Raw genomic sequence first — 26,734 nt, forward strand, 5'->3', positions numbered from 1 at the left:
AAATCAGGAGAGGCGAAATGGGACTGTTTGGCATTTTTAAAAAGGATAAATTTGACGTCGATATGCGCTCGGACGGCATTTTCATTGGCGGCGTAAACTGTGAGTTTGATCTGGCTAAGCTTAACGAAGCTTTGGGGCAGCCGCGCGTGATCGATGATGGGGAGGGCAAAAGCCGCTATTTTTGGGATGAGGCGGGAATTTTCGCCTTCGTGCGCGCAGGAGAGCTCGCAGAGCCGAAGCTTACCGAGATAATTTTGATGCTTGAGGTCGCAAAGGGCGTGCAGCACGAGGTTCCGCGCGAGCTATACGGCGGCGCGTTCACGCTAGAGGGCAGGTCGCCGCTTGAGGCCGTGCCGGAGCAGGAGCTGCGCGGCGCATATATATTTTTGGAGCTTAGCTTAGGCAAATTCGAAGTCTCGCTAGCTCTTTCCGAGGCCGTGCAGGAGCGCATAGGCGCGATGGATTTTGCCGAGCGCTTCGCTAAGCGCGACACCGACGAGATCGCAGACATCGTGCGAGCTGCGAAAATGCCGATAGGGCGCGTCTGCATCAATCAGAAGGCAAAAAAGGTAAAGCACAAGCCGAGCGATAAATTTAAGCTTCCGCGCGCGGCGGGCGAGACGCTAGCGTTTAAAAATTTCAATTTCAAAATCGCCGTAATGAACGAGCTGATGTATCAAAAAGCTCTGCTGGAGCCCAAATTTAACGTGTTTGAGTACTGCGAGGAGCGCGGCATCGATCCGTACGCGGACTTCGGCGCCCTGCCGCAAGCCAAAAAGTGGTTTAAGGACTATCCGGTCCCCGCAAATTTGGCGGAGCAGGTGAGCGAACTCTACCTTGACGGCGGAAACGAAATTTACCTGCAAATCGCGCCTGATTGGGACGGCGAGGACGAGCTTTTCGATATCAAAAACATTGACGCTGCCGAGCTTGCGCCCTTCGTTAATCTTAAGAAAATCGAAACGACCGGCATCAGCATATCAAAAAAGGCGCAAAAAGCATTAACGGATGCGGGAATTACGATAGTTGATTGAGCGCAGAAGTGGACTTTGAGCTATACGGGTGCGGTTTAAAAAGCTAAAATAGGCTTTTGAGCTACGGTGCGCGCTTTTAAAGGTCGTAATTGTTGCCGCGCCGCGGAAAATTCCACGCAAAATTCTACTTATAGCGAGCGCTATGAATGAACTTTGAAAGGCGCTTGGCGAAGTATCTGACATGTCTAATTTGGCGCGCGTTAAAAGCTTAGGAGCTCGTTTTGCAGCATACATAAGAGCTGCGTCGCTAAATGCGCAAGATGAGAGTGTCACGCGAGTAAAAATAGTTCGCTTTTTGCTTTTTGGCTTTTATGGAAAATTCACTGCGCAGCAAGAGAGTTAAATTTACCGCTTTTAAATTTTAAAATTTACAAAGAGCGGCGCGCGCGGCTTTTAATGTGCGATTAAATTTAGATTTCATAGCGGCTTAAATTCTAAGTGCGGTTGAATTTGCGTCTTTAATTCTGCTTGCAGCCTGTATCATGCCGCAAAACATGGTGAGAGAATAGATCGTTTGCGTGCGTGAGGCGAGGATTAAATTAAAATTCCAGCTTTGAAATTTAACCAAATTTAGGGCTCGCACTTAAGAAGTAGTTTTGCGCGCTGATACCGAAAGCCTAGAAGATGTTTTAAATGCTCAAAGTCGAGAAAGTATTTTGCAGGCTAGCACGCAAGAAAGCGTTTTTAAAATCCGTACCAAGAGAGCGTTTTAAAACTAACAAGACGCGGCACTACTTGCTGGTTTTATTACGTCGCTTCGAGGCTAAATTTCATAGCCGCATAAAGCTGTCGTCGTAGCCGCCTTCTAGCTTGCGGCGCATGTCCTCGCGCCATTTTGGCGTAAGCGTCGCAAGCCGGTTAAATTTTGCTAACAGCCCTTCATCGAGGCGATCGCCGTAAAATAGACGGTTGAGCTCCATCACGCTCATCATAGCGGGGTCGCGCTCTACGACGTAGATCTCGTCGCTCGCGCGGCACGAGCCCGCCTCCAGCACGCGGTAGTACCAGCCGGTAAGCCCGCTGCGCGCGATTTCCGCCGTCATCTCCGCGTTGCCCCAGCGCATTGAGAGCTTGTAGCAGGGCTTGCGCGGCTGGCTTACTTGCAGCACCAGCGAGCCTATGCGGTGCACATCGCCGATGCATACGTTTTGCTCGTGTAGTTCGCTGATCGTGAGGTTTTCGCCCATTGCGCCGTAAGCTAGATTTTTAAGCCCCAAAAATCTCTCCCACGCGGCGTAATTTTGCAGCGAGTTGGCAAAAATTGCCTTTTCCGTGCCGCCGTGATGCAGCGTGTCGGCTACCGCGTCGCCCTCGAACCCAAGCTCATTCGCGCGCACTTCGCCCGCTCTGGCTTGCTTGAATATCGCCGTCTCCCAGCGTTTTTTTAGAGGCTGCGTAGCGCGCTCGTCGCCGTAAGCGCGCGGCTGTCCGGTCAGTAATGCCTTTAAAATTGGCATTTTTTGCTCCTTAAAATTTGCATCCGTTCTCCTTAGATCATAAAATTTAGGCAAGAATTTTAGCTTGAAAAGAATTTTAAAATTCTAAATTTTGCGGCGATTTTGCGCTAAATTTCAAGTGCGAGCTTGAAATTTAGCGCGCGGCGTTATTTGTAGTCGTTTGCGTCGTAGCTTTTGCCGTCGTTAAAGTCGCTCAAAAGCCGCACGACGACGGGACTAAGCAGGATGATTGCGATTAAGTTTGGGATCACCATCAGTCCGTTAAACATATCGGCTAGCCCCCAAACTAGGTCGATCTTTTGCACGCTTCCTATGAATACGAATGCGACGACTAAAATTTGCAAGAGCTTGACGAATTTTGCGCCCAGGAGGTATCGCACATTGATCTCGGCGAAGTAATACCAGCCCAAAATCGTGGTAAATGCGAAGAAAAACAGGCAGATCGCCACGAAGCCGTAGCCGCCGCTGCGACCTAAAATTTGCGATCCGAAGGCTTCTTGCACCAGCGAGATGCCCGAAAATACCGCCTTGCCGTTTTCGAAAGTGACTACGTCGGTGCTAAGCACCACGAAAACGGTGATATTAAGCACGATGAATGTATCGACGAAAACGCCCATTATGCCGAGCACGGCTTGATCTACGGGGTGTTTGACGTTCGCCGCGGCGTGTGCGTGCGGCGTCGAGCCCATGCCCGCTTCGTTTGAAAAGAGCCCGCGCGCGATGCCATATCTCATTGCAGTGGCGATCGTAGCGCCCGTAGCGCCGCCCCAGGCAGCGGATGGATCGAACGCGGCTTTGAATATCAGCGCGATGACGGATGGAATTTTATCGAAATTTGAGCCGATGATGACGAGACCCACCAGCACGTAGCAGATCGCCATTAGTGGCACGACCTTTTCTGCTACGCGTGCGATCGCTTTGACGCCGCCGAAAAAGATGACGCAGCAGATGAGCGCCAATGCTGCGCCGCTCACCCACTTCGGGATTCCAAATGCACTGCTAAAGCCGTCTGAGATGGAGTTTGCCTGCACCATATTGCCCATGAAGCCCAAAGCAAAGATGATGGCCAGCGCAAAAAACGCCGCTAAAGGCTTGGCAAAGGGGCTTTTAAGTCCGCGGCTGATGTAAAACGCGGGCCCTCCGATCATATGTCCGCTGTCGTCCTTGGTGCGGTAAATTTGAGCCAGGCAGATCTCTGCAAAGTTCGTTGCCATGCCTAAAAACGCCGCGCACCACATCCAAAATATGGCGCCCGGTCCGCCCATTACTAACGCGGTGCTGGCGCCTACCAGGTTGCCCGTACCGACCTGCGCCGCGATTGCCGTGGCGACGGCTTGGAACGAGCTCATACCACTTTTGCCCGCAGCCTCGCCGTGCAGGGAGAAGTTGCCGAAGAGCTTGCGCGCGCCCATTCTAAATTTAAAAATCTGCACCAGGTGCAAACGCGCCGTAAAATACGCGCCGGTGCCGCAAAGTAGGGCGATTAGAAAGTACGGACCCCACAAAAAGGAGTTGATTGCGTCAATTGTGGCGGTGAGTTTGTCGAGAAAATTTTGCATGATCTTTTCCGTGAATTTAAGATGCGAAAATATATTTTAAAAACTCTTAAATTCCTATAAATCGAGGTAAATTTAAGCAAAATTTTAAAGCGTTTTTATAATTTTACTCAAGCATTAAGCAAAGCGGTATGTGCTGTTTGCTCTGCATGCCAGCTTGCCAGATAAGCAGCTTAGAATTCGCGCCTTAGCTGTCGAAATTTGAAAAGCAATCAACTGAAATTTTTAAGCCTATTCATCACCGCCGATTTTGAAAACGAACATCTTGCACGCGTTGCAAAAAGCGGGGATTAGGCTAAAGAGGCGCCCTTTGAGGCTCCAGTGGCTTTTATACATTTTTAGCATCGCGGCCTCCCTGACGAATCTGATATGCGCGCTATCCCAGTCCTGCACCTCCGCGCCGCCGCCGATGCCCATTTTAAAGGGCGCGTTTTGCATGTGCCGCATCGCGTCGTGGCGTTTGGAGTCGAATTTTCTTACCGAAAACTCGCTCATAAAGTCGCTCAGCACGTAGCCGCTAAATTTTTGCGAAAGCGCGATAAAAAATTTTTTAAATTCCTCCTTTTCAAAATACATACTCACGCCCTCTAAGATGAAGATGTAGCCCGCGCTGCCGTGCTTTGCGACCAGCTCGTCCATCCACGATGGATCTAGCATCGAGTAGGGCAGGCTGAAGTTATTCTTTGCTTTGGGCAGCAGCGCATCGCGCACGGCTATGACGTCGGGCAGATCGAGATCGTAAAATAGGGCGCTCGGTAGGGCTTTTTGCAATCTAAGCGGGCGAGTGTCGAGCCCGGCACCGAGCTGCACGATGATAGGGTGATCAAGCTCCGCTGCGAGCCGCAGCGTCTCGTCGTCGAAAAATTTCGCGCGGATCACGGTGCCCGTTTTGCTAAGGCGCGCGTCGTTAAATTTCGCAAAATCATAATCGATCTGTTTGACCGCGGCGCTTGAAAAGGGATCGTTTAGGATCGGATCCGCGTCTTTGAAATCCAAATGGCGCATATAGACATTGATTAGCAGCGTCTCGGAGACGTTATCTTTAAAATTTAACTTTTGCATGAAGTTTTCTTTCTTGCGGTATTATCGCGAGTAAAATTCCGCTTATTTTTAATATGCATTATTATATCCTTGCTAAATAAAATTTCAATAAAATGATATGAATTTTTATTTAGAGGTAGAATTTTAAATTCGCGCCGCGGGTTTCGGCTATAATATTGCCGCGTAAAGTTCAATTAATTTTTGAAATTTTACGCTATGTAAAGCGCGGGCGAAATTTAGAATTTTAAAAGCTATAAAATTTATTAGCTTAGGCGACCTAGATGCGCAGCCATAGCGCGGATGGTAAATTTCATCCGCGCAGCTTTATCTTTGTCTAAATATTTCATTGTATAATTCTTAGCTTTTGGAGGTTATATGGAAAAATCGCGGCTGGGACTACTGCAAACCGAGGCTATCGCCACGCTTAGCGACGAGGAGCTTGCAATGTTCGAGCACCAAGTCATCAAAAAAGGCTATGTTTTTTATAGCGAGGCGCCTAAAGTTTTTATTTTTAAAAGCGGGCAGGCGAAGCTTTCGTTTTTTGAAGACGGCGAAGAATTCATCATCAACTACCTAAACAAGGATAATATCACTATTCTTAATGAAATTTGCGCACTTGAGTTTTTAGAAGACAGCGAGATTTATACGATCGATGCGAGCGGACTCGGGGAGATCTTGGCAAATCGCAGCTTTTGCGAGGCGTATATAAAAATTTTAACCGAAATAATACTACTGCAGCGCAAAATCACTCGCTCCATTCTTTTTGAAAATGCAAAAGGGCGCATCGCGAGCTTTTTGATCGAGCTTGCAAACGAGCAGAATTTTCATCAAAACGGCTACAAATACGTCTTTTTGCCCTTTTCGCTAAAGGTGCTTTCATCCTTTGTGGGGCTCAAGCGTCAAAGCGCGAGTACCGCGTTTAACGAGCTTGTAAAAGATAACGTAATTCAAAAAATCAGTCAGCACGAGTTTTTGATCCTAGACTACGACAGATTGCTTAGCTACTGTGTTTAGGCTCGGGCTAGAGTTTTTAAAGCATTTATGCGGCTTACGCTTACGGCTTAAGCGCGAAATTTTGTCTAAAGTTACGGCGCAGAATTTTACCTAGATTTACAGCGTAAAATTTTTATCAAGAGCTTGGTTTTGGAATTTCATCCCGAATTTCGTTTAGGATTTCGTCTAAAATTTTAACTTATATAAAATTTTGGGTTGCAATCTCGTTTAAAATTTTAACACGTAATTCACTTTTGAATTTTATCCGCTATCTCAAAACGCAAAGCTTTGGAATTTTAAATTTAGCGGCAGGCTATGGAATTTAAAATTTTAAATCAAGCTGTAATTTTATGGGTTGCTATGGAATTTAAAATTTTGGATCGAACGAAATTTTACGCATCGGAATTTTTAAAATTTAAGAAACTAAAAATGCGCGGCAAAGTGCCGCGCCGTATTTTGATTATATCGTGCTGAAGCGCGATAGATTAGTCTTTCTTTTTCATATCGTATTTATTGACCATAAATCCGACCAAGCCTACGAAAAATAGACCGCCGCAGATGTTACCTAGCGTAACCGGGATCATATTTTTAACGATGAAATTTCCCCAGTTTATTGAATCTATTTGAGCCGCCGTTACGCCGTGAAGTGAGCTTGCAAGAGCATTTACATCGCCACCTGCAGCCGCAAGATAGTGGCCTTTAGCGATGATGCCTTCAGTTAGGATAAACATATTTGCCACGCAGTGTTCCATCGAGCAGGCTACGAATGCGCCGATCATCCACATAATTGCAAAGAATTTACCCGATAGATTACTCTCGCTGGTCGCAGTCCAGATAGACATACATACAAACACGTTACAAAAAATTCCGCGGATGAATAGCTCATGAAAAGGTGCGTTTATTTTGCCTGCTGCTGCAGGAATGAAGTGCTGCAAGATGTAGCCATCATATTTAAGCGGAAGTCCTGAGTAATAATACATATACGCGATTAACGCGCCGCCTACGAAGTTAAAGCACCAAACGATAGCCCAATAGCCGATTGTTTTACCTAGCGGTAATTTGCCGTCGGCAGCAGGTACACCCGTTAAAACCGAGCTGGTAAATAGATGCCCACCGTAAAAAACCACCATCATCAGACCGCAGCTAAAGGTAATACCGCCGATGAAATTCGATAAGCCAATAGATTGCTTTTCAGCCATTCCGACGGTCGAGTGAGCCCAGAAAATATCACCCATAGCGATTGCAGCGCCCGCCATTATAGCTAGAAAAATTATGCTAATTAGCGGGGTGTGCGCCTTGTGTTGCATCGAACTAGATACCGCTTGCGCGGTTTCTGCAGGATTTAACATTTACTCCTCCTCATTTAAATTTGAATCAATTTCTAAGATACGCTCATAAGCTTTTTGCGCACTTTTTTTTGCGCTCTCGCTCAGTCCTTCTTTAAAATCAAGGACGTTATCGAGCAACACGCTAATGCCCAAAAACAACGTCTTTGGGCAAATTTTGCGCAGATAGCTTAGAAGCACCGGCGTAGGCAGGTTATGCGTCGAGTAGATATAGTCGCGATCGTTGCTGAGGTCGAAAAATTCTATCTTATCCTCATCAAAGCCGCTCATCGCATCTACTACGATCAGAATTTCAGGGGCGAATTCCCTAAGTGCTGCAAATTCGTTTTCGGGCACATCCTGCCCGTAAAAAACGCGCCAGTCTTTTAGATTCGCCTCGACTATTCGCCCCGTTTCATTGCCCACGTCGTCGTCGCCGCGAAGGGGATTGCCGATACAAAGCAACGCCTTTCGCATCAAAAATCCTTCCTTAGCACGAAATATCCTTCGCGCATATTTTTTAGCAGATCTTTAAGCTCACATTCGCAAAGCTGAGGGATTAGCTTGGCTGCGTGCTCGGCAAAAATTTCAATCTCGAAATACTTGCTTAGGTTACCGATCTTAAATTTAACGTAGTCGCCCGAGTTCTCGACGATGCGTTTAAATTCTTCATCGTCTATCTCAAGTACCTTTTCGCTAAAATCTATCGTACCTACGCCGTGACCGACGCAGGTGGAAAAAACCTTGATATCCTTTAGCTCTTTAGGTAAATTTTCGTTTTCGTCCATATGCCGCTTTGTAAGCTTAAAAACCTCAATCATCGTTTACTCCAGACCTCTTTTTGCGGATCGATCTTAAATTCTTCCGTAGCGCGGGCGTATTTTAGATATACGTCATTGTGCAATAGTGCCATGCACTCCGCGTATCTAGGATCCTCTTCGGTATGGATAGCGTTAAGTAAAGCCTCGCGAGAAGCTTTTGGATCGTGAACGTCAGATGAGGTTTTGATCGCATCCATATATTTTGCAAATAAAACTCTTCCGAAAATATAGCTCATCAGCCTCTTAGCTTCAGCTTGCAGATCGCGCTCGAATAAAATATCGCCGATAACTGAACTCTTAACCGGTGGCGGAAGAGTGCTATCTTGCTCGTAGCTCTTCTTTTGAAGCTTTTGATCGATGATGCCAAGCGCCATGCCAAGACCATAGATGATGCTAGCAGGATGCGGAGGGCAGCCGGGGATATAAACATCTACCGGTACAATTTTATCGATACCACTCCATACGCTATATGCGTCGTGAAAAATTCCACCAGTGCTTCCGCACGCTCCCAGAGCCACTACGATCTTAGGATCAGGTGCAGCCTCATAAGCGCGAAGCAGTGGATAATACATCTGGCGGGTAACCGGACCGGTGCAGACTAAGATATCTGCGTGGCGAGGGTTAGCTACAAGTTTAAATCCGAAGCGCTCCGGATCCCACATCGGCGTGATAGAAGCAAAAATTTCGATTTCACAGCCGTTGCAACTTCCGCAGTCGATACGATAAACGCTGAAGCTTCGTTTGATATTTTTCAAAAGCTCCAATTTTGCGGTTAGATCGTTTGCGTTTTTAATATTTTCGGGGACTTGATACAAACTCATTTTATTGCCTCCTCTATACCTTTGGTCACTCTTTCGACCGATTGGGCCTTTTTACACTCGGGGCAGATATAGAGGTACTTTTTAGCTTCTTCCAATCTGCCCGGGAGTAAATTTGCCGTGCTTAGCTTCTCTAGCGTGTAGTTGATGAGCCTTTTTGGGGTCATCGGCTTGCCGCAGCAGCTGCATTTCTCCATCTCAAGCTCGCCGTGTTGGATAAGCGCGCTTTTATCAAATTTTACCGCTAGCTCAAAGCTATTGCCTAGCCTTACCGCTCCCGTAGGGCATACCTCGTCGCAGCGACCGCAAAATATGCAGCGTCCGCAATCAAATTCCCAAATAAGCTTGGTTTGGGCTTCGTTCATCTTAAGCTCGATCGCATTAGATGGGCAGGCGATTCCGCACGCAGCACAGCCTATGCAAAGCTCATAGGTATATTCAGGCTGCCCGCGAAAATTCTCGGGCACGATGTATGGCTCAAACGGATAAGCATAGGTCGCCTTACCATATTTTTCGGTAATGTCGAATAATTTCATCATCTTAAATCCTTTTTGCTAACCTTGCCGTCTTGGCAAAATTTCTTAAGGTCTTTTTCGGTTAGAATTTTACTCTTTCCGCTATTAATATCGACTAAAGTTACGCGCTCGGTGCATGAGTAGCACGGATCCATCGAGCATACGATTAGCGCCGCATCGGAGATGTTATTTCCGCGGAATTGAAATCGCAAGCTCGGCCAGTTGTTATACGTAGCGGCGCGACATCTCCAGCGGTAAACCTTCTGCGCGTTTCCTTGCATGATCCAGTGGACATTTTCGCCGCGCGGTGCTTCGTCGTGACCTAAAGCGTAGTTTTCCGGTCTGATCATAGTCTGTGGATCGATCATTATCGGAGTTTGCGGCATTTGATGCAAGCACTGCCTGATGATGTGGATCGATTGTTTGAGCTCTTTATACCTTACGACTTCGCGGCTGAATACATCGCCACCGTGCTCTACGGCTACTTCGAATTCTATCTTGTTAAAGAAATCGTAAGGATGATCGTAGCGGTTGTCGCGTTTAAAACCGGAAGCTCTCATATTTGGACCTACCGGGCTGAAATCACGCGCCACTTTGCGATCTAATACGCCCACGCCTTTCCAGCGACCGATTTGGCGTTTATCCTCCATAACGGCGTCCCAAATTTCAGAAATTTGAACATCAAGTTTATTGATGATCTCGATACTCTTGCGAATTTCATTGTTGGTCATATCGCGGCGAAGTCCGCCCATAATTACATTGCCGTAGGTCTTGCGGCCGCCGGTTACTAGCTGAGCTAGCTCCATAGAATACTCGCGCACCCTAAAGATATGCATGAAGGCGTTGTAGTTACCCGTTACCTCGCAGGCTAGACCGATATTTAAAAGATGGCTATGAAGGCGCTCGATCTCAAGACAGATGACGCGGATGGCTTGCGCACGAAGCGGAATTTCAAGCTTGATGGCTTTCTCCGCTGCTTCAATACACGCAATCGCGTGAGCGTAGCCGCAAATTCCGCAGACGCGCTCTGCTAAATAGCCCATCTGATCGTAATTCATTCGGTTTTCAGCTAGCTTCTCCATACCGCGGTGTTGATAAAACAAGCGGTAGTCTGCATCGATAATCTCATCGCCGTCGCAAAATAGTCTAAAGTGTCCCGGCTCATCGCTCGTTACGTGAAGAGGTCCAAGTGGAACATCCACTACGCCATCACCGCTAGGAAATAAAAACTCTGCATTAGGTTCGTCTTTATGATCTACAGGATCGGGTCTATAGCGATAGTCCATCGCGTCTTTGCGAAGCGGATGAAGCCCATCCGGCCAATCGTCGCTTAACACCAAACGGCGTTTATCAGGCAAGCCCTCAGCGATTAAACCGAACATATCGAAGGCTTCTCTTTCGTACCATACGCAAGCAGGCACTAAAGGAGTAACTGACGGGAATGTAGGATCCGATCCGGGAATTAGCGTCCTAACGGTGATGAAGCATTTATCCTCTGCGGCAAAATCCTCCGCTTCAGTCATCTTACCACCTTCCATAGATATCGCATAGTAAAGCGCGAAATTTCCGTTTAGCTCACGCTCATCGTTAGGGATCATCGTGCTGATAAAACCGCCGATGTCATAATATAGCGTCTTAACCGCAAGCGGCAGATCATTTCTATCCACTAAAACAGTGATTTGATCCTCGGCTTGGCGGGTAACTTCTAAGACCTTGACTTTGGTCTTTAAAATTTCTATAAATTTATCGCCTCTCATTTTTAACCTCTCATCATTATTCTAACGCCGTTTTCGACGAGCATCCAAAAATCACCTACGTGCCATACGCCGAAAATTATCACTAAAGCGCAAAGCAAGATTAGCGGTAAATTTTCAAACAAGCTCATCTCTTTAGCATAAACCACTTCACCTTTAGGCGTACCGAAGCTCGCTAGATTAAAGTGCGCGAAGTCCGCAATGAAAATAATTACGAGCGCGATCGCAAATAATGCTACGGCTATGTATTGACCGCTGGCTATCGCGCCTTTAAAAACGTTAAATTCGCTTACAAAGATCGCAAACGCAGGAACACCTACGAGCGAGCAAACCGCAGCGCCAAACATTATCGTAGTAAGCGGAGCGATTTTTACCATACCGCCCATTCTAGTCATATCTTTGTGACCATAAATTCTAGCGATATTACCGGTAGAGCAGAATGCAAGAGCCTTGGTAAAGCTGTGAGCTAAGCAGTGAAAGATCGCGGCAAGCAAGCCAAAATATCCGCCGATGCCTAGCGCAAATGCAATAACACCCATATGAACGACCGAGTGGTAAGCAAACATCCTCTTTACGTCGTGCTGACGAACAAGGAAAATTCCTGCTATAAATAGCGTGATCGTGCCCGAAATCAGCATAACCGATTGAACGAAGCTGAAATTTACGGCTTGGGCTGTGACGGCATAGTATCTAAATATCGCTAGCATCGCACATTTTAAAAGCACACCCGAAAGTAGTGCCGAAATCGGAGCTGGACCTTCTGCGTGAACGTCAGGAAGCCAAGTGTGAGTAGGAGCAAGTCCTGCTTTGGTTCCAAAGCCGATTAGAGCGAATATAAAGATAAGCTTAGCGGCATCGCCGTTTAAATTTTTGGCATTATCCATAATGCTCGTCCAAAGCATAGAAGCCTCGCCGTCGCCCGTGATTTTGAATGTAGCCGCATATAGTAAAACGGTAGCATAAAGCGCGAATGCTAAGCCGATCGAGCAGATAACGATATATTTGTAACCGCTCTCGGTGGATTTTTTATCTTTGTGAATAGCGACCAAAAATACCGATGCTAACGTAGTAGCCTCTACCGCAGCCCACATAAACGCAACGTTGTTACAGATCACGCTAAGCGTCATCGTAAAAACGAAAACGTGGCAGAGCGCGTAGTATTTTCTAAGATCGCTAAGATCCAGATGACCGCCCTGTATCTCCCACTTCATATAGGTGGTGGAGTATAAATTTACCAAAAAGCCCGTTACGGCGATTAGCACTAAAAATACGCAGCCTAGGCTATCTAGGAATAGAAATTTATCGTATGCGTAAAAAGCCTCAAAGTTGCCGCTGATAAGCTTGCCTACGTTACAGAGTAGTCCTGCGGATGTAACTGCAGAAATCAAAACGTGTAGCGAGCTTAGGAGCTTGAAATTCTTAGGGCATAAGAATAATATCAGCGCTCCGAGCAACGGAAAAATTAATATAAAAGCTAAACTATTCATCATTAACCCCTTAAATTCGAAGCTTTAGACGTATCAAGCCCGTCATAAGCTTTGTAAAATCTAACCGCCAAAATGCTCATAATAATAACCGCAAAGATTGCATCGGTTAAAATTCCAAGCTCGACTAGCTCGTGAGAGTTGTAAGCCATAAGTGCAAGGCTTAGGTGGATGCCGTTTTCAAAGAGGCAGTAGGCTAGAATTTGCTTGATGAAAGAATTTCTTAGCATGAAGCCGAAAATTCCCATCATAAATACGGTTACCGCCGCTATTAGAACGATTCTTTCTTGAATAAGAGAGAATTTAAGCAAGATCGGATTGATTGTCATCGCAATCGCTAGCGAAAATCCCATCGCAATAACGGGGCTTACGAAAAAGCCGCCTACCGGCTCATCCTCGCTGATCACATCCAGCTTTTTAACTAGCCAAAATAAAATTCCAGGCACGAAAATAACCTTCGTAAAAAACGCCACTATCGCCCAAATTCTAAGCTGCGGCGCATTGAAGTTAGAATACAGCATAAAAAATATGCTTACCAAAAATAGCGTCTGAATCGCGTAAATTCCGATCGAAAGTTTTAAATTTCTAAGTCCGAATACCGCGAGTGACGTTACGATCATACAAATTGCTAAAATATCGATACTATTCATCTTAAAATCCTACTACGTAAAGCGTTAATGCCGCAAAAGCGATGGCAAGAGCGCCGCATGAAATTTTGCGCATGCTCGAAGTCATTCTGAAGCGTGGTCCAAAGTTGTCGATGAAAACGGCTGCTACGTAAAATACGCCGGTTTTTAGCACAAAGATTATGATCGCCAAAAACGGATTGCTAAAATTCCACGGCTCAAATATCGTTAGGAATAATCCGATCATCGCAAATTGCTTCAAAATAAGCGCCGCTTGCACTAAGCCCAAATCGCTACCTGCATATTCGCCAAGTAGACCTTCTTGAAGCTCTTGCTCGGCTTCGGCAAGATCAAATGGCTTTCTGCCGGTCTCGACATACATACACCATAAAAATGCAATCGAAGCGACGGCAAAGCTTGGAATTTGATAGCCGATCTGACCGCTGCGTACCATCCCCTGAATCTCAACTAAATTTGAAGTTCCCGCAGCCATCATTACTACGATTAGGCACATCATCATCACAGGTTCGACAAAAACGGCAAGCATCTGCTCGCGTCCGCCGCCGGTTGCGGCAAACGGGTTACCGCTATCTATCGAAGCCGCACCGAATACGAAGCGCAAAAGCGCACCTAGATATAAGATAACGAAAATATCCGAATATGCTCCGAAAATTTTATCGGTGGTTGGATCGCTGTATGTAATAGGAATAGCCGCCAAAATCGCTGCCGAAGTAGCGAAAAGGAAAAACGGCGCCCATCTAAATACCCAGTGGCTGCACGCAGGAACGGTCCTGCCGCGCTTAAAAAGCTTAATAATATCACGGTAAGTCTGGAAAAAATCGCTTCCTTGTTTCGACTGAAGTTTGGCTCGAAGTTTTCTAGCCATACCGTCGAAGAGCGGAGCGACTAGGACGATAACCGCGACTTGAAATATCATTAAAAATATAGTTTGTATAGTCTGCATCTCAAACCTCCTAGATCAAGAAATATCCGACGCCCAGTATCGCGCAAAGGTAGATTAGGATGTAAAGCGTATATAAATTTGCATAGCCGCTTTGAATAATTCCTATCTTATCGGCGACCTTCTTACTCCAATCGATTACCGGTTGATAAATCATCGTCCACCAAATGTCTTGTGGGTGATTGTGATACTCGATCGGTCCGAAGTAGCCGTTTTGCTCTATTCTGCGTTTATGACCTCTAAATAACCAGTCCATAATCTTTCTTAAATCGCCGGTAAAAGGACCGCCAGTTATCTGCATGCGAGGGCTATATTTAAAACCGCATGCCCAAGGATCTGTCTCACGAGGTTTGTCGCGATTTGCTTTCATAACCGCTAGGATGATAAACGGAAGCAACATTGTAGAACACAAAATCACTGCAATAAGAGGAGTTGAAACGATACTTCCCAAAGGTGAAGTGATTGACGAAGCGCCTAGGCTTGCAACATACCCGCTATTGGAAGTGATAGAATTTACCGCCTGCATGATGTAATCGACTATGAAGTGTGCGCCTACACCAAATCCCACGCAGCCTATCATCAAAATGATCATTCCTAAAACCATTCCTAATGGGCTTTCTTTTGCATTTTCCCAAATTTTTTCATCTCTTGGGGTTCCTGCAAAGATTACCGCATAAAGCTTAAGGTGCATACCGACCAAAACGCCGGTGAGTGCGAGCGCAACGACTGCTAAAGAGAAAGCATATCTAATGAAAATTCCGCTTTCCTTAGCACCTTGAAGCATTCCTTGATAGGTAAACCACTCTGAAACGAAGCCGTTTACCGGAGGAAGCGCCGCGATACCCATGATACCGATAAACATACCGATAGCGGTTAGAGGCATTTTTTTAGCTAGCCCTCCTAGCACATCCATATTTTGCGTATGAGTAGCGTGGATTACAGAGCCTGCACATAAGAATAGCAAGCCTTTGAATATCGCGTGATTTACTACGTGGTAGCAGCCTGCTAAAAATCCGACTGCGGCTAGTGTTACATTGCCTGCTGCGACGCCGTAAATTCCAGTGCCAAGACCTAGCAAGATAATGCCGATATTTTCAACCGAGTGGTACGCAAGAAGTGCTTTAAAGTCGTGCTGGCACAACGCGTATAAAACGCCAAAAAGCGAGCTAGCTGCTCCTAGGATCAAAACTGCAAGCCCAAAATAGATACTTAGCGGCAAAAATAGCGTAAATTTAACAAGGGTAAAAAGTGCTACTTTAATCATAACGCCGCTCATTAGCGCAGAGACATTTGATGGAGCCGCAGGGTGAGCTTGCGGTAGCCAAACGTGAAAAGGCCACATTCCAGCTTTTGAACCGAAGCCGACCAAAAACAAGATGAATGCTGCTACGGAAGCGCCCATCGGCATATTTACTTTTCTCCACTCTGCAAATTCGAAGCTGCCTGCGTAGTTTGCAATGATAAGTAATCCACAGGTGATACAAAATGCACCGATCTGCGCTATACCTAGATATACCATAACGGCTTTGAGCGTGCCTTTGCCATCGTTTACTATGATTAGAAATGACGAGATTAGCGTCATAAGCTCCCATAAAACAGCGAAGCAAAATACATTATCTGCGCTGATGACTAAAAGCATAGATAAAATGAAAGTATTAAATAAACATGCAAAAACGCCGATATTTGCCTTTCCGATATATTCCTCAGCATAGCTCATACCGTAAACGCTGCTTGCAAAGCCTATAAAAACGACTACGAAGCTGAAGAAATTTCCAAGCGGACTTAAAGCAAATTTTGGCGCATATAAGAAAGTGCCTCCCAAAACGAAGCTGTCGCTTACGCCCATATTGGCTACGAAATGACACATCGCGTAAAAACAGCTGATAGCACCTAATCCAAATCCCACCTTAACGGCAGTTTTTGGAGCGCAGTATAAAAGGATACTAATTACTGCACTGACGATAAATAAAGTATAGACGCTTATCATTTTGCGCCTCCTTCTTTTTTGGCGACGCAACTGATTTCGCCGTTTAACACGTCTTTTGCAAAAGCATTAGCCGCATCGTAGTCTATCGCAAAGCCCAATTTATGCTTACCCTCTTTAGGATCTATCATAATGATAGCGCTAGTTGGGCAAACCTCGACGCATGCAGGACCATTCTCGCGTCCGTTGCATAGATCGCATTTGATGGCGGTGCTTTTGGCACCCGCTTGGCTTTCGATCTCGAGATAATACTTCGGCTCGACCGCATAATTTACTGACGGCATAAGCTCGGCATTCGAGCTGATCGCGCCATAAGGACAGGCGAGCGTACACATCTTACATCCGATGCAAATTTCTTCGTGTAATTCGATATAGTTATTATCGAAGCGAAGCGCACCGGTAGGGCAGACATTTGCGCATGGTCCGTCATCGCACTGCCTGCACTGCGTAGGCATAACGCCGTAAGCCTGTCTAAGCACGGTAAGTCGCGATTTAGCAAGCTTGCCGCGCTCGTAGGCACTTGAGTAACAGGCCGCCATGCACGTCGTGCAACCGATACATCGTTTGTAATCACAGATTACAAATTTATGTTGTTTCATACCTTTCTCCTTGACTTAAGGAATTTTAAAAATTTTTTACTAAAAATTTTGGTGTAATTATATTTAAGTCCGTAAAAAAATTCCGTCATTTATCTGACGATATTTGGAATTTATTTGATAAATTTGCTTTCAAAGCTTAAATTTGAAAACTAATTTCTTTTTTAAACCAGTTCGTTGATTATTTGCTTTAAAAGTCTAGTATATCAGTATTAAAGTATATTTTAAAATTTAAATTACTACTTAAATTACCCCAACTTACTCCTAATTATAATTGAAAAAATTCTTTTAGCTTAAGGCAAAATTTCAATTTTATTTTAGGTAAGAATTTATATAATTGTGCCGAAATTGCATATATGGTAATTTTGCATGTTTAGTATTTTCGAAAGGAGAAAATATGGCGAATAAAGGCAAGGTCATATGCCCTTATTGTGGCACAGGCTGTCAAATCGAGCTGACTGCGGAAGACAATTATATCAAATCCGCAACCGGCGTAAGCGACAACCCCGTAAATCAAGGTTGTTTATGTTTGAAAGGTTATTACGGATGGAATTACGTAGGCTCTAGAGATAGGCTTACTACTCCGCTAATTCGTAAAAAGAATGGCAAATTTAGTAAAGACGGCGATTTGGTCGAGGCTAGCTGGGACGAAGCGCTTGATCTGGTTGCCAAAAAGATGCTCGAAGTTAAAGAAAAATACGGCGCCGACGCGATAGCTGGAAACTATTCCGCACGCTGTACGCATGAGGATAACTACGTAGCGCAGAAGCTACTTAGAATTTTAGGTACGAATAATATCGATCACTGCGCGCGCATTTGACACGCTCCGACTGTGGCAGGTCTTGCCAAAACAATCGGTAACGGAGCAGCTACAAATAGCTTCACGGAGATCGGAACTCACAGCAACTGCATTATGATGATCGGCTCAAACCCGGAAAATGGCCACCCGATCGTAGCTATGCACGTTCAAAGAGCGTTAAATAGAGGCGCTAAACTCATCGTCATCGACCCAGTTAAGACGGAATTTGCAAATCGCGCAGATATCCACCTTCAGCTCGAGCCGGAGCACAATATCCCAGTCATCAATGCTCTAATCCATGCTATTATCGACGAGGATTTGGTAAATCATGAATTCGTTAATAAATACACCAAGGGTTTTGAATATGTAAAAGAGGCGGTTAAGGATTATTCGCCTGAAGCCGTAGCCAAATACACTAGGCTAAACGCTGAAGATATTAGAAAAGCAGCTAGAATTTACGCCACTACGCGACCTGCGGTTATCACGCACGGAATGGGTGTAACTCACTTCAACCACGGCGTAGGCGCAGTCTGCGACATTTCAAATTTAATGCTCGTAACGGGCAATGTGGGCGAGCTCGGAAGCGGCGATCTACCGATCCGCGGACAAGAAAACGTTCAAGGCTGCTGCGATATGGGAATGCTTCCTAACGTATTTACCGGCTATAAAGCCGTAACCGACGAAAGTGCCCGTGATTGGTTTGAGCGCCAGTGGAATTTGCCGAAAGGTCATCTAAATGGCAAGATCGGCATTCATAAAACCGAAGTGCCTGACGCAATTCTTGATGGTAGGGTAAAATTCTTCTGGACGATGGGTGAAAACCCGGTTATGACCGATCCGAACGCAAACCACTTCTTGCGCGCGATTTCGCAGGTAGAGATGTATGTGATCCAAGATATTTTCTTAACCGAGACGAGCCGCAAAGCAGATGTTGTGCTTCCTGGAGCTTGCAGCGGCGAGAAGGAGGGTACTTATGCTAACGCCGAGCGCCGCGTACAGCATAGCGAAATTGTAGTTGCCCCTCCGGGACAAGCTAGACAAGACTGGGCTATCATCTGCGAGCTTGCCAGACGTTTAGGTCTAGGAGATTATTTCACATTCCAATCTCCAGAGCAGATTTGGGAAGAGGTGCGCAGGGTAGCTCCACACAACTACGGCGGAATGAGCTATTACCGCATCAAAAAATACCACGGACTTCACTGGCCGTGCCCTGATGAGAATTCTATGGGCGGACCTGCATTGTACCTTGATAAAAAATTCTTTACCCCGGACGGTAAAGGAAATTTTGTCCCGGTTCTATTTGTGGATGATAAGAGCAAGATCGAAAGCGCCAAAGAGGAATTCGCAAAGCGTATGAATATGCCGAAAGATTATCCTGTAATGGCGGGCTCCGTGGACGAGAAGACCGACGAGGAATTTCCGATCCAGCTTCTAACTACGCGTAAGGTTTACGAGTACGCAGGAGGCGCGATGACTAGGCGCTCTAAGACCGTCGAGCAGGGCGGCGACGCGATAGGACCGATTGCGGAAATGAATCCGAAACTCGCCGAGCGATACGGAATTTCACAGGGCGATTTCATCGTCGCGTGGAGCCGCTACGGCTATATCGCGATCAAGGCGGACATCACCGAGTGTATAATGGATGGTATCATTCAGATGTCTTATCACTACTGGGAGAGCTGCTGCAACGAGCTAACTAGCGGCGGCTGGGATCTCATCGCCAAAACGCCTACGTTTAAGGCAGCGATTCAGATTAAAAAGATTGACGAAGAGGAATTTTTGCGTATCCGCGAGCTTAAGCGCATTAAATTTCAAACCAATAAAGTCGTTTACGACGACTTCCACCACCATCCGATTAAATTCTAAGAATTTAATCTTATCCGTAGATTCGGGGGCTATGCTTCCGAACCTACTTTTTAACAATCAATTCAAATAATATGAAATTTTTAGCGATCTAGCCGTCTTGTGATATTTTAAAGATCAAAAATTTCAAGAATTCAATAAATTTCGCGGTATTAATACGCTTTTTTGCGTAGTTGCACTATCGATAAGAGGGCATAGAAATTTATCTACTATTTCATTTAATAGATGCGGCGGCAGAGACTGGGCATTCGCGATTTATCAAATCCTAATAAATTAGCCTTAATCAGAGCGGCGCAATGGAGTAAATTTTAAAGATAAGCATGATAATAAGGCTATTTTATCGCGACAAATCTTGCCAAATTACATTATTGATTAAATTTTAACGCGCGCAGGCTGATTTTATGCGAATTAGCCTATATTGTTGCCAAGAAATGCCATAATTTTAATAACACAAATGCAATTTTTGTGATTTTAATAGATGAATGCAAAAGACCCATAGGCTTTTTAAAGCGCTAGACACGGCTTTTAATCTTAATGGTCGCAAATGTCGGTTTATAGCATAGTTGGAGTAGTTTCGCGCTCCGTCCGAAATCCATAAATTTTGATTTTAAAATTTTAGATTTAAAATTCCGAATTCCGTCGTGCTTGGAATTTAGAATTTTTAGAATTTTATTTTATCGCGCGTTTTTTGGCATTCTATTTTCACGCGGGAGCCCTTTGCTGCGCCATATCACGCCGCTTGCGATGTTAAAGCTATTGCGCAAAAGCTTCTGCCTTGCTTGTGGATGAGATTTATGAAACTAGGCTCTGATATTGAAGCTATTGCGCCAAAGCTGCTGCGGCAGAATTCCATCTACTTTATTAAAAGTAGTTAGAATTTCCGCCGCTTATCGCGCCTGAACTACTTGTTGTGCCAGATCTGTTCGTCACACCTTATTTTTATCGCTCGCAGCACCCGCTTTACTTTGTTGCGCCTAAATTTTTGCCGTCCGTCGTGTTAGAATCGCTCGCAGCGCCGTGATTTTCGCTGCTTGCAGAATCTGGGCTTGTCGTACCGCTAGGACTTGCGGAGATCGGATTTGCTATGCTTTCGCCCGCGATGCCGCTTACGTTATTTATGTAGGCTACGGTGCTTATTTTATTCCATTCTCTGCCGATTTTCAAAAATGCGCGCTGGCTGTCTAGGATCTCTTTAAACATCGGATCTTTCGCCGCCTCCTCGTCTAAGATTTCATTCGTTGCTTTTTTAAGTGCAGCTATCACGTCCGCAGGAAAGTCGCGCACCTGCACATCCGGAAACTGCGCTTTTAGCTCCGCCCAAATGCGAGCGTTTTCATAAAAGCCCTTATTTTGGAAGTTCTCGCCGGCAAGTCTTGCTGCAGCCTCTAAGATCGCTTGAAGATCCGCAGGCAGCTTCTCTAGCGCCTTTTGATTTACCAGCAGTTGGCAGTCTCCCATAGGCTCTTGCCAGCCTGTGTAGTAGTATTTAGCCACTTTGTGAAATCCAAGTGGCATATCATAGACAGGGCTTACCCACTCGACCGCGTCGATCGTACCCATCTCTAACGCCATAAATAGCTCGCCCGTAGGCACCGTGTTTATAGTAGCGCCCAGCTTGCTCATCACCTCTCCGCCTAGCCCCGGTATGCGGAATTTAAGCCCTTGCAAATCTGCGACCGAGTTGATCTCTTTTTTAAACCAGCCGCCCATTTGCATGCCGGTAGATCCCATCAAAAAGGTCTTCATGCCGTATTGCGCGAATATCTTATCATTAAGCTCTCGCCCACCACCATAGTAATACCACGCGTGCTGCTCATCAGTAGTCATACCGAAAGGCACTGCCGTCCAGAGCATAGTTTTGGCGTCTTTGCCTTTATAATAATAAAGCGAAGTATATCCTAGATCGTATTGACCACTTTTTACGAAGTCGAATACGCCAAAGCTTGCCTTGTGCTTGCTCGGCGTATCGATGCGGATCTGAAGCCTGCCGCCACTAAGGCTTTCGGCATAGTTTTTAAAATCTTCAGCGGCAGCGCCTAAAACGGGCGTAGTCGCCTCCCATGTACTAGCAAGTCTTAGGCGATAAACCTTATCGTCGCCGAAAAGCTGCGAGCCCAAAAGCATGAGACATGCAAACAAAAAAATCTTTTTCATTTCTATCCTTTCATAAAGTTTTAAATTCATAAAATTTCAAAATTTAGCGCATCGCCGGCTTAAAATTTAATTGCGTCCTGCGTTACTGCTACGAAATTCTGCTTCACGGTGTCTATTTTATCGACACGTTGCCTTCTATTCTATTTTACGACGCTTCATCTTATCGGCACTTTGCTTTATAGGCGTCTTATTTCGCGACATTTTACTTCTTAGCGCCCTGCCCAAGCTTTTTTATTTTACAATGCCTGGCTTTGCGACGATAGAGCGCTGCGTTCGTTTTAATTTTGCCGCGTTCGGGCGTACTTACCTACACCTGCGCCATATCTAGCGATAATATTTTATCAAGCGCGCTTATTTAAAAACCTCTGGCAGCAGACCTATTTTGCTTAGAAACAACAAAAGTATCTTAAAATGCTATCTTTGCGCTTTTGCAGATAAAATTCTCTTTTTCTTTCAAAGCGAGCTTTGTCATTTCAGCAAGCTTAGACGCTACGCCATTTCTTTGATCTTAGACGGCAGAATCGTGCTTTTAAATTTAAAATTCCGCAATCTGGGTAATCTTTGCATCACAGGCAAGCAAAAGTTTAGCCTTTATATTTGAATTTTGCGCCTTAGTTGAGCGCAAAATTCCGCGCGGAGTTTCGATGTAAATTCCGCGAGAAGCCTAGATTAGAATTTTACGCAGAGCCATCCCGTGTTGTCTAAAATTTTTTGCAAAATTCCGTGCCGCAAAATGCACTTAAAATTTTAAATTTGCTATTGCGCGGAATTTCTTAGCGTAAATTTCAGACCTTGAAATTTTGCTCTTGTTTGACAGCATAAAATTTTAAAACAAAATTCTGTAGCCGCCATGCCTTAAAATTTTATTTGCAAAGCCTACTTGTTAAATTTTAAAATTTTAAATCTAAACCCGCAAAATTCCGTATTTTGCGTTTTGAAATTCTATTTCGCAAAATTTTATCTCGCGGATTTATCGCTCCATAAATTTCTGCGCTAAATGAAATTTTACTCCACATAGTTTGCGCTTCGTAAAATTCTAGCTCGCAAAATTTCGCTTAAAATTTCGCGAGCTAGCCCTTATTTTCAAATAACTCCGCGTGTTTGCCGCGCAAAAACTCTACCACGGCGATCACTTCGTCCGCGCCGCTAGCGTCCAAGTTTTCAAGCACCGTATCGATATTCTCGATGTAGAGCTGCGCCGCATCGGCGAGCCGCTCGCGCTTCACGCCCGCATAAAGCAGCATCGCGTCAAGCAGGATGTTGATCTCGTAGATGAGGTCTTGCTCGGCGATTTTTTCATCATTAGTTTTCATCTTCTTCCTTTGAAATTTGGGTTTTTTTCTCGATCAGATCCACGATTTGCGCCTTGACGGCTTCGTACGAGCTAGCGTCCTTAAAGCCCGCAAACATCCCGCCGCTCGCATTTACGTGCCCGCCGCCGCCGAGGAGCAGCTTTGCCATTTCGCTCACGTCGATCTTGCCGTCTGCGCGGAAGCTGAGCGTTTTTTTGCTCGTTACGTCGATGAAAAAATCGACATCAGGGTTTTGCGTCAAAAAGTCGTTGCCGATGACGCTTACGTTGCCGATATTGTAGGTCAAAATGCCCTTTTTATCGAGGTAGCTGATCTCGAAGCGCTGCTTTTGCGCGCTTAGGCGGGCGACTACGAAATGCGAGACGAGATTGCTTAGCGTATCGTCGCGCTCGCCTTTAAAAAATTCCTTCTTTATGCCGTGCAGCGCGCTATCTAGCGCGATGTGTGCGTCCGCCTCGTCTTGAAATTTAAAAATTTTTTCTAACAGGAAAAAGATATAATCCCTGCTCTCCCGCTCAAACATAATTTTATTGATCTCTTTCGCGCCCGAGACCATGCCGAGGCAGACCTTGCCGAGCTCAAACTCGCTCTGCTCCTTCAGCCAGATGTCCACGGCGTTTACGACGCGCACGAGCTTATCCAGTCGCGCCGTGCCGCCGAACATCGCGCTGAAAAAATCATACGTTATCTTCGTGGCGCAGCGCGACGAGTCCAGACAATACCACGGGAATTTTTTCGCGCACTCAAGTCCGCTTTGATGATGATCCAAAAGGATCACGCGGGCATTGCGACGGGCTATCTCGCTGCTAAATTTCTCGCACTGCGCGGGCAGTAAATTTAGATCGGTGATTAAAACCAGGCTTTTCTCGTCTGCGTCTACGGCGAGCCGCTCGTCGATACGGGCGAGGATGAGATCAAATTTTTCGTTTATCTCCTTGCCGTAGTTAGCGTTAAAAAATTCCACGTCCGTCAAATAGTGCGCCGCGACGAATTGCGCGCCGTAGCCGTCCAGATCGGTGTGGCTTAGGTGATATATTTTCATTTGCGTTCTTTGCCGATGATGTCTGCTAGCGTGATCGTATCCATATAATCATCGACCTTCTCCTGAAGCTCGCCGAACATTAGATTGACGCGGCACAGCGTGCGACCGTTCGGGCAGGCGTCGATCCCCTCGGCGGTGCAGTCAAATACCGTCGCCTTGCGTCTTTCGGCGCTTTTGATGATCTCGCTTAGCGTGATTTCATCCGCATTGCGCGCGAGCACAAAGCCGCCCTTGGCGCCTTTGAAGGAATTTAAAAGTCTCGCGCGAGCTAAATTTTGTAAAATTTTAGCCAAAAAGCTGCGTGAAATTCCAAGCTCGCTAGAGATCGAATCGACATCCATCGATTCCTCCTTACCCGCGATGCAGATCATTGAAAGCAGGGCGTATTCGCTTGCTTTTGTAAAAAGCATTTATTCTCTCCTTTGGTCTGAAAGCGTGCATTTTACACAAAGAAAGCAAAAATTTAGGTTAATTAAGTATAATCGCTTCCTATTTTACCGATCAGGAGGTCATTATGGCTTTAGACACGGCTCAAAAAGCACAGATAGTTGCGAAATTCGCTAGAAGAGAGAAAGATACGGGTTCTGCGGAGGTGCAAATCGCGCTTCTTACCGAGAGGATCACGCTTCTTACCACTCATTTGCAAGCAAATCCGAAAGATTTTTCATCTCGCTTAGGACTGCTAAAGCTAGTAGGTCAGCGCAAAAGAATGATGAAATATCTTAAAAACAAAGACTACGCAGTTTACTCCAAGCTCGTTAGCGAGTTAAATTTAAGAGATAAATAAGCTCCTTTACTCGCGGCGGCGTTTATTTTCGTCGCCGTGACTTATACGCGGCGTCCGTCAAACGGCGGGCGCTTTTTTTATACCCTAAATTTAGACAGCCACACTTTTTCAATTTTTGAATTTTTTGAGAATTTTGTAAAATTTATGAATTCTGCTTGGACTATGAAATTTTAAAATTCCGTAGAAATTTTAAAATTTCGTCGAATCCCAGCGGTTTGCGTCTGCTACGGAATTTTGAAATTACGAGCGGCAATAAATTTTATCTGCGCCGTCTTGCGTGCAGCCAGAATTATACATTCGCGTTATTTGTATCAAAATTTAATTGTTAAATTCCAAAAATTTGGATGAAGCTTTACTATGCCGCCAAAAATAGGGCGGCTCGTAGAATTCCGTTTTTTGGAATTTTTTAAAAATAATTTTGCTTCTTGCAATTTGAACTTTTATTTAAACGCCGCAAAGCTCATAAAATTCGCCCATTTAAAGATACTCTCGACGCGCTTAAAGCCCGCGCCCAGCGCCAAAGCGCGGTTTTCTGCTTCGGTGTAGGGCACGAGCACGTTTTCGAGCGCCTCGCGTTTTTGCGCGATCTCGTAGCGCGAGTAGCCCTGCGCGCGCTTGTAATCCTCGTAAATTTCGATCATCCGGCGCGCGAGCGCAGGCTCTTCGTAGATGATCTTTTCGCTAAAGATCAAAACCCCGCCTTCGCGCAATTCGTCGTAAATTTTACTCACGAGCGCGGTTCTACGAGGCGGTCTGATAAATTGTAGCGTGTAGTTTAAAATCACGGCGTCGCAGTCTGCGAGGCTCGCATCCAGCACGTCCGATACGCTAAGCTCGAGCTCGGCGCCAAACGCCGCCGCCTTGGCGCGGGCGTTTTGTATCATCGCCTCCGAGCTGTCGATGCCGCACAGCCGCAGATCTGGGCGCAGCGCAAACAGCGCCAGCAGCGCGGTCGCAGTCGAGCAGCCAAGATCGATCACGCGTGCATTTTGCGGCAGTATCCGCGCCAAAAGCTCGCTGCTAAGCCGTGTGCTGGCCTCGTAAAACGGCACGCTGCGCCCGATCATATCATCAAAAACCGACGCGACGCTGGCGTCAAACTCAAACTGCTTTTTGATAGGCTCTTTAAAAATTTCGTCTTTCATCCGTTTCCTTTTAGTTTCGCTATTTACGCGGTACTCGATTTATACTTCCTACGCATGCTAAACGCAGAATTCTCACGCCGTGCTTTCTGCACTTAAGCGACACTCGATTTGCGACCGCTACGCATGGAATTTTTGCGCTTAGTTTGCTCTGCGCGAAGCATACCTAAATTTTAAACGCAGCATGAGCGCTTTTGATGCGAGCGAGCTGTATCCCAGTTTGCGCCCAACTTCTAGCCCAAATACGCTCGATGCATGATTAAATTTCACGCCTTGCTTGACAGACCCTAAAATTCCGCGCCGTGCGAATACGTTCTTAAAATTTTGCGCCGCATTTAGCGGGCTTGGAATTTCTCAGCATTAAATTTTACGCCGCCAAATCTCGCACTGCCAAAACAGCTCCTTTAAATTCTTTAATTATGAACTTAAACTAAAAGCATAGCCAAAGCTATATTGGTAGAATTTCGCGCCCATTTTGCGATTTTACGCGCCGTAAAATGGAGCCCGCTTGACAAAATCCCGCGTTTAGCTAGGCGTATAATTTAGCCGCTTGGCTCTTGCTCGTAAGCTCAGCCCTGCTAAATTTTAAAGCTTCGCAGCACAACTAAGATTTTTTATCGTTCTCAATTCTCGGCACAGCTTGCACTTGCCTCGTCTTACATAAACCCA

Annotated in this window: 23 protein-coding genes; 4 read left to right on the forward strand and 19 right to left on the reverse strand. The window is 45.7% G+C overall.

Annotated elements, in window-relative coordinates; translation table 11 throughout:
* Window positions 1-17: 17 nt before the first annotated feature.
* Complete coding sequence (locus QZ367_RS01605) at window positions 18-1,034, forward strand: hypothetical protein (RefSeq protein ID WP_291936410.1); 1,017 nt, start codon at window positions 18-20, stop codon at window positions 1,032-1,034.
* Between the two features lie 770 nt (window positions 1,035-1,804).
* Here QZ367_RS01605 and QZ367_RS01610 read toward each other — a convergent pair.
* The 3 genes from QZ367_RS01610 to QZ367_RS01620 all read right to left on the reverse strand — a co-directional run bounded on the left by QZ367_RS01610 (window position 1,805) and on the right by QZ367_RS01620 (window position 5,109).
* On the reverse strand, window positions 1,805-2,491 hold the full coding sequence (locus QZ367_RS01610; RefSeq protein ID WP_291936411.1) for an MOSC domain-containing protein: 687 nt from the start codon (window positions 2,489-2,491) through the stop codon (window positions 1,805-1,807).
* Between the two features lie 146 nt (window positions 2,492-2,637).
* On the reverse strand, window positions 2,638-4,050 hold the full coding sequence (locus tag QZ367_RS01615) for a sodium:alanine symporter family protein (RefSeq protein ID WP_291936414.1): 1,413 nt from the start codon (window positions 4,048-4,050) through the stop codon (window positions 2,638-2,640).
* Window positions 4,051-4,278: 228 nt separating this feature from the next.
* Window positions 4,279-5,109, reverse strand: a complete 831-nt coding sequence (locus QZ367_RS01620) for a class I SAM-dependent methyltransferase (protein WP_291936417.1) — start codon at window positions 5,107-5,109, stop codon at window positions 4,279-4,281.
* Window positions 5,110-5,463: 354 nt separating this feature from the next.
* On the opposite strand from QZ367_RS01620, the gene QZ367_RS01625 reads away from it, so the two are divergent.
* A complete protein-coding gene (locus tag QZ367_RS01625; RefSeq protein WP_005871915.1) occupies window positions 5,464-6,102 on the forward strand; it encodes a Crp/Fnr family transcriptional regulator in 639 nt (212 codons plus the stop codon).
* A gap of 464 nt (window positions 6,103-6,566) precedes the next feature.
* Here the strand turns inward: QZ367_RS01625 and QZ367_RS01630 are convergent, their stop codons facing one another.
* From QZ367_RS01630 to QZ367_RS01680, 11 genes are read right to left on the reverse strand one after another with little or no spacing between them, the layout of a single operon-like run.
* The gene (locus tag QZ367_RS01630; protein ID WP_005871911.1) at window positions 6,567-7,430 is read right to left on the reverse strand and encodes a formate/nitrite transporter family protein; all 864 of its coding nucleotides are present in this window, start codon (window positions 7,428-7,430) and stop codon (window positions 6,567-6,569) included.
* Window positions 7,431-7,883: a hydrogenase 3 maturation endopeptidase HyCI gene (locus QZ367_RS01635; protein ID WP_291936428.1), complete on the reverse strand. Its 453-nt coding sequence runs from the start codon at window positions 7,881-7,883 to the stop codon at window positions 7,431-7,433.
* On the reverse strand, window positions 7,883-8,227 hold the full coding sequence (locus QZ367_RS01640; protein WP_291936431.1) for a formate hydrogenlyase maturation HycH family protein: 345 nt from the start codon (window positions 8,225-8,227) through the stop codon (window positions 7,883-7,885). The genes QZ367_RS01635 and QZ367_RS01640 overlap by 1 nt, the downstream gene beginning before the upstream one ends.
* On the reverse strand, window positions 8,224-9,048 hold the full coding sequence (locus tag QZ367_RS01645; RefSeq protein WP_177386901.1) for an NADH-quinone oxidoreductase subunit B family protein: 825 nt from the start codon (window positions 9,046-9,048) through the stop codon (window positions 8,224-8,226). The genes QZ367_RS01640 and QZ367_RS01645 overlap by 4 nt, the downstream gene beginning before the upstream one ends.
* Complete coding sequence (locus tag QZ367_RS01650) at window positions 9,045-9,584, reverse strand: formate hydrogenlyase complex iron-sulfur subunit (RefSeq protein ID WP_291936434.1); 540 nt, start codon at window positions 9,582-9,584, stop codon at window positions 9,045-9,047. The genes QZ367_RS01645 and QZ367_RS01650 overlap by 4 nt, the downstream gene beginning before the upstream one ends.
* Window positions 9,581-11,317, reverse strand: a complete 1,737-nt coding sequence (locus QZ367_RS01655) for an NADH-quinone oxidoreductase subunit C (protein WP_291936436.1) — start codon at window positions 11,315-11,317, stop codon at window positions 9,581-9,583. Before QZ367_RS01655 ends, QZ367_RS01650 begins: the two co-directional genes overlap by 4 nt.
* 2 nt (window positions 11,318-11,319) lie before the next feature.
* A complete protein-coding gene (locus QZ367_RS01660; RefSeq protein ID WP_291936439.1) occupies window positions 11,320-12,801 on the reverse strand; it encodes a hydrogenase 4 subunit F in 1,482 nt (493 codons plus the stop codon).
* A 2-nt stretch (window positions 12,802-12,803) separates the two neighbouring features.
* Window positions 12,804-13,448, reverse strand: a complete 645-nt coding sequence (gene hyfE / locus QZ367_RS01665) for a hydrogenase 4 membrane subunit (RefSeq protein ID WP_291936441.1) — start codon at window positions 13,446-13,448, stop codon at window positions 12,804-12,806.
* 1 nt (window position 13,449) lies between these two features.
* Entirely contained in the window at window positions 13,450-14,388 is a 939-nt protein-coding gene (locus QZ367_RS01670; protein WP_291936444.1) for an NADH-quinone oxidoreductase subunit H, read from the reverse strand.
* A gap of 10 nt (window positions 14,389-14,398) precedes the next feature.
* The gene (locus tag QZ367_RS01675) at window positions 14,399-16,372 is read right to left on the reverse strand and encodes a proton-conducting transporter membrane subunit (protein ID WP_291936447.1); all 1,974 of its coding nucleotides are present in this window, start codon (window positions 16,370-16,372) and stop codon (window positions 14,399-14,401) included.
* A complete protein-coding gene (locus QZ367_RS01680; protein ID WP_005871891.1) occupies window positions 16,369-16,968 on the reverse strand; it encodes a 4Fe-4S dicluster domain-containing protein in 600 nt (199 codons plus the stop codon). Before QZ367_RS01680 ends, QZ367_RS01675 begins: the two co-directional genes overlap by 4 nt.
* A gap of 394 nt (window positions 16,969-17,362) precedes the next feature.
* Between QZ367_RS01680 and QZ367_RS10370 the strand changes: the two genes are divergently transcribed.
* Entirely contained in the window at window positions 17,363-19,630 is a 2,268-nt protein-coding gene (locus QZ367_RS10370; RefSeq protein ID WP_297960597.1) for a molybdopterin-dependent oxidoreductase, read from the forward strand.
* A gap of 957 nt (window positions 19,631-20,587) precedes the next feature.
* Here QZ367_RS10370 and QZ367_RS01695 read toward each other — a convergent pair.
* The 4 genes from QZ367_RS01695 to QZ367_RS01710 form a co-directional block, all read right to left on the reverse strand.
* Window positions 20,588-21,781: a TRAP transporter substrate-binding protein gene (locus QZ367_RS01695; protein WP_291936451.1), complete on the reverse strand. Its 1,194-nt coding sequence runs from the start codon at window positions 21,779-21,781 to the stop codon at window positions 20,588-20,590.
* Between the two features lie 1,070 nt (window positions 21,782-22,851).
* Window positions 22,852-23,094, reverse strand: coding sequence for a hypothetical protein (locus QZ367_RS01700; protein WP_291936455.1), 243 nt, complete (start codon window positions 23,092-23,094; stop codon window positions 22,852-22,854).
* A complete protein-coding gene (locus QZ367_RS01705; protein ID WP_291936457.1) occupies window positions 23,084-24,136 on the reverse strand; it encodes a DHH family phosphoesterase in 1,053 nt (350 codons plus the stop codon). The genes QZ367_RS01700 and QZ367_RS01705 overlap by 11 nt, the downstream gene beginning before the upstream one ends.
* Window positions 24,133-24,546: an Rrf2 family transcriptional regulator gene (locus tag QZ367_RS01710; protein ID WP_291936462.1), complete on the reverse strand. Its 414-nt coding sequence runs from the start codon at window positions 24,544-24,546 to the stop codon at window positions 24,133-24,135. Before QZ367_RS01710 ends, QZ367_RS01705 begins: the two co-directional genes overlap by 4 nt.
* A 104-nt stretch (window positions 24,547-24,650) precedes the next feature.
* Between QZ367_RS01710 and rpsO the strand changes: the two genes are divergently transcribed.
* Window positions 24,651-24,923 carry a 30S ribosomal protein S15 gene (rpsO, locus tag QZ367_RS01715; protein ID WP_005871877.1) on the forward strand — a complete coding sequence of 91 codons (273 nt, stop codon included), beginning with the start codon at window positions 24,651-24,653 and terminating at the stop codon, window positions 24,921-24,923.
* A gap of 440 nt (window positions 24,924-25,363) precedes the next feature.
* On the opposite strand, the gene cmoA is transcribed toward rpsO, so the two are convergent.
* A complete protein-coding gene (gene cmoA, locus QZ367_RS01720) occupies window positions 25,364-26,068 on the reverse strand; it encodes a carboxy-S-adenosyl-L-methionine synthase CmoA (RefSeq protein ID WP_291936472.1) in 705 nt (234 codons plus the stop codon).
* Window positions 26,069-26,734: the final 666 nt, after the last annotated feature.

The sequence above is a fragment of the Campylobacter sp. genome, assembly GCF_019423325.1.
GTDB lineage: Bacteria > Campylobacterota > Campylobacteria > Campylobacterales > Campylobacteraceae > Campylobacter_B.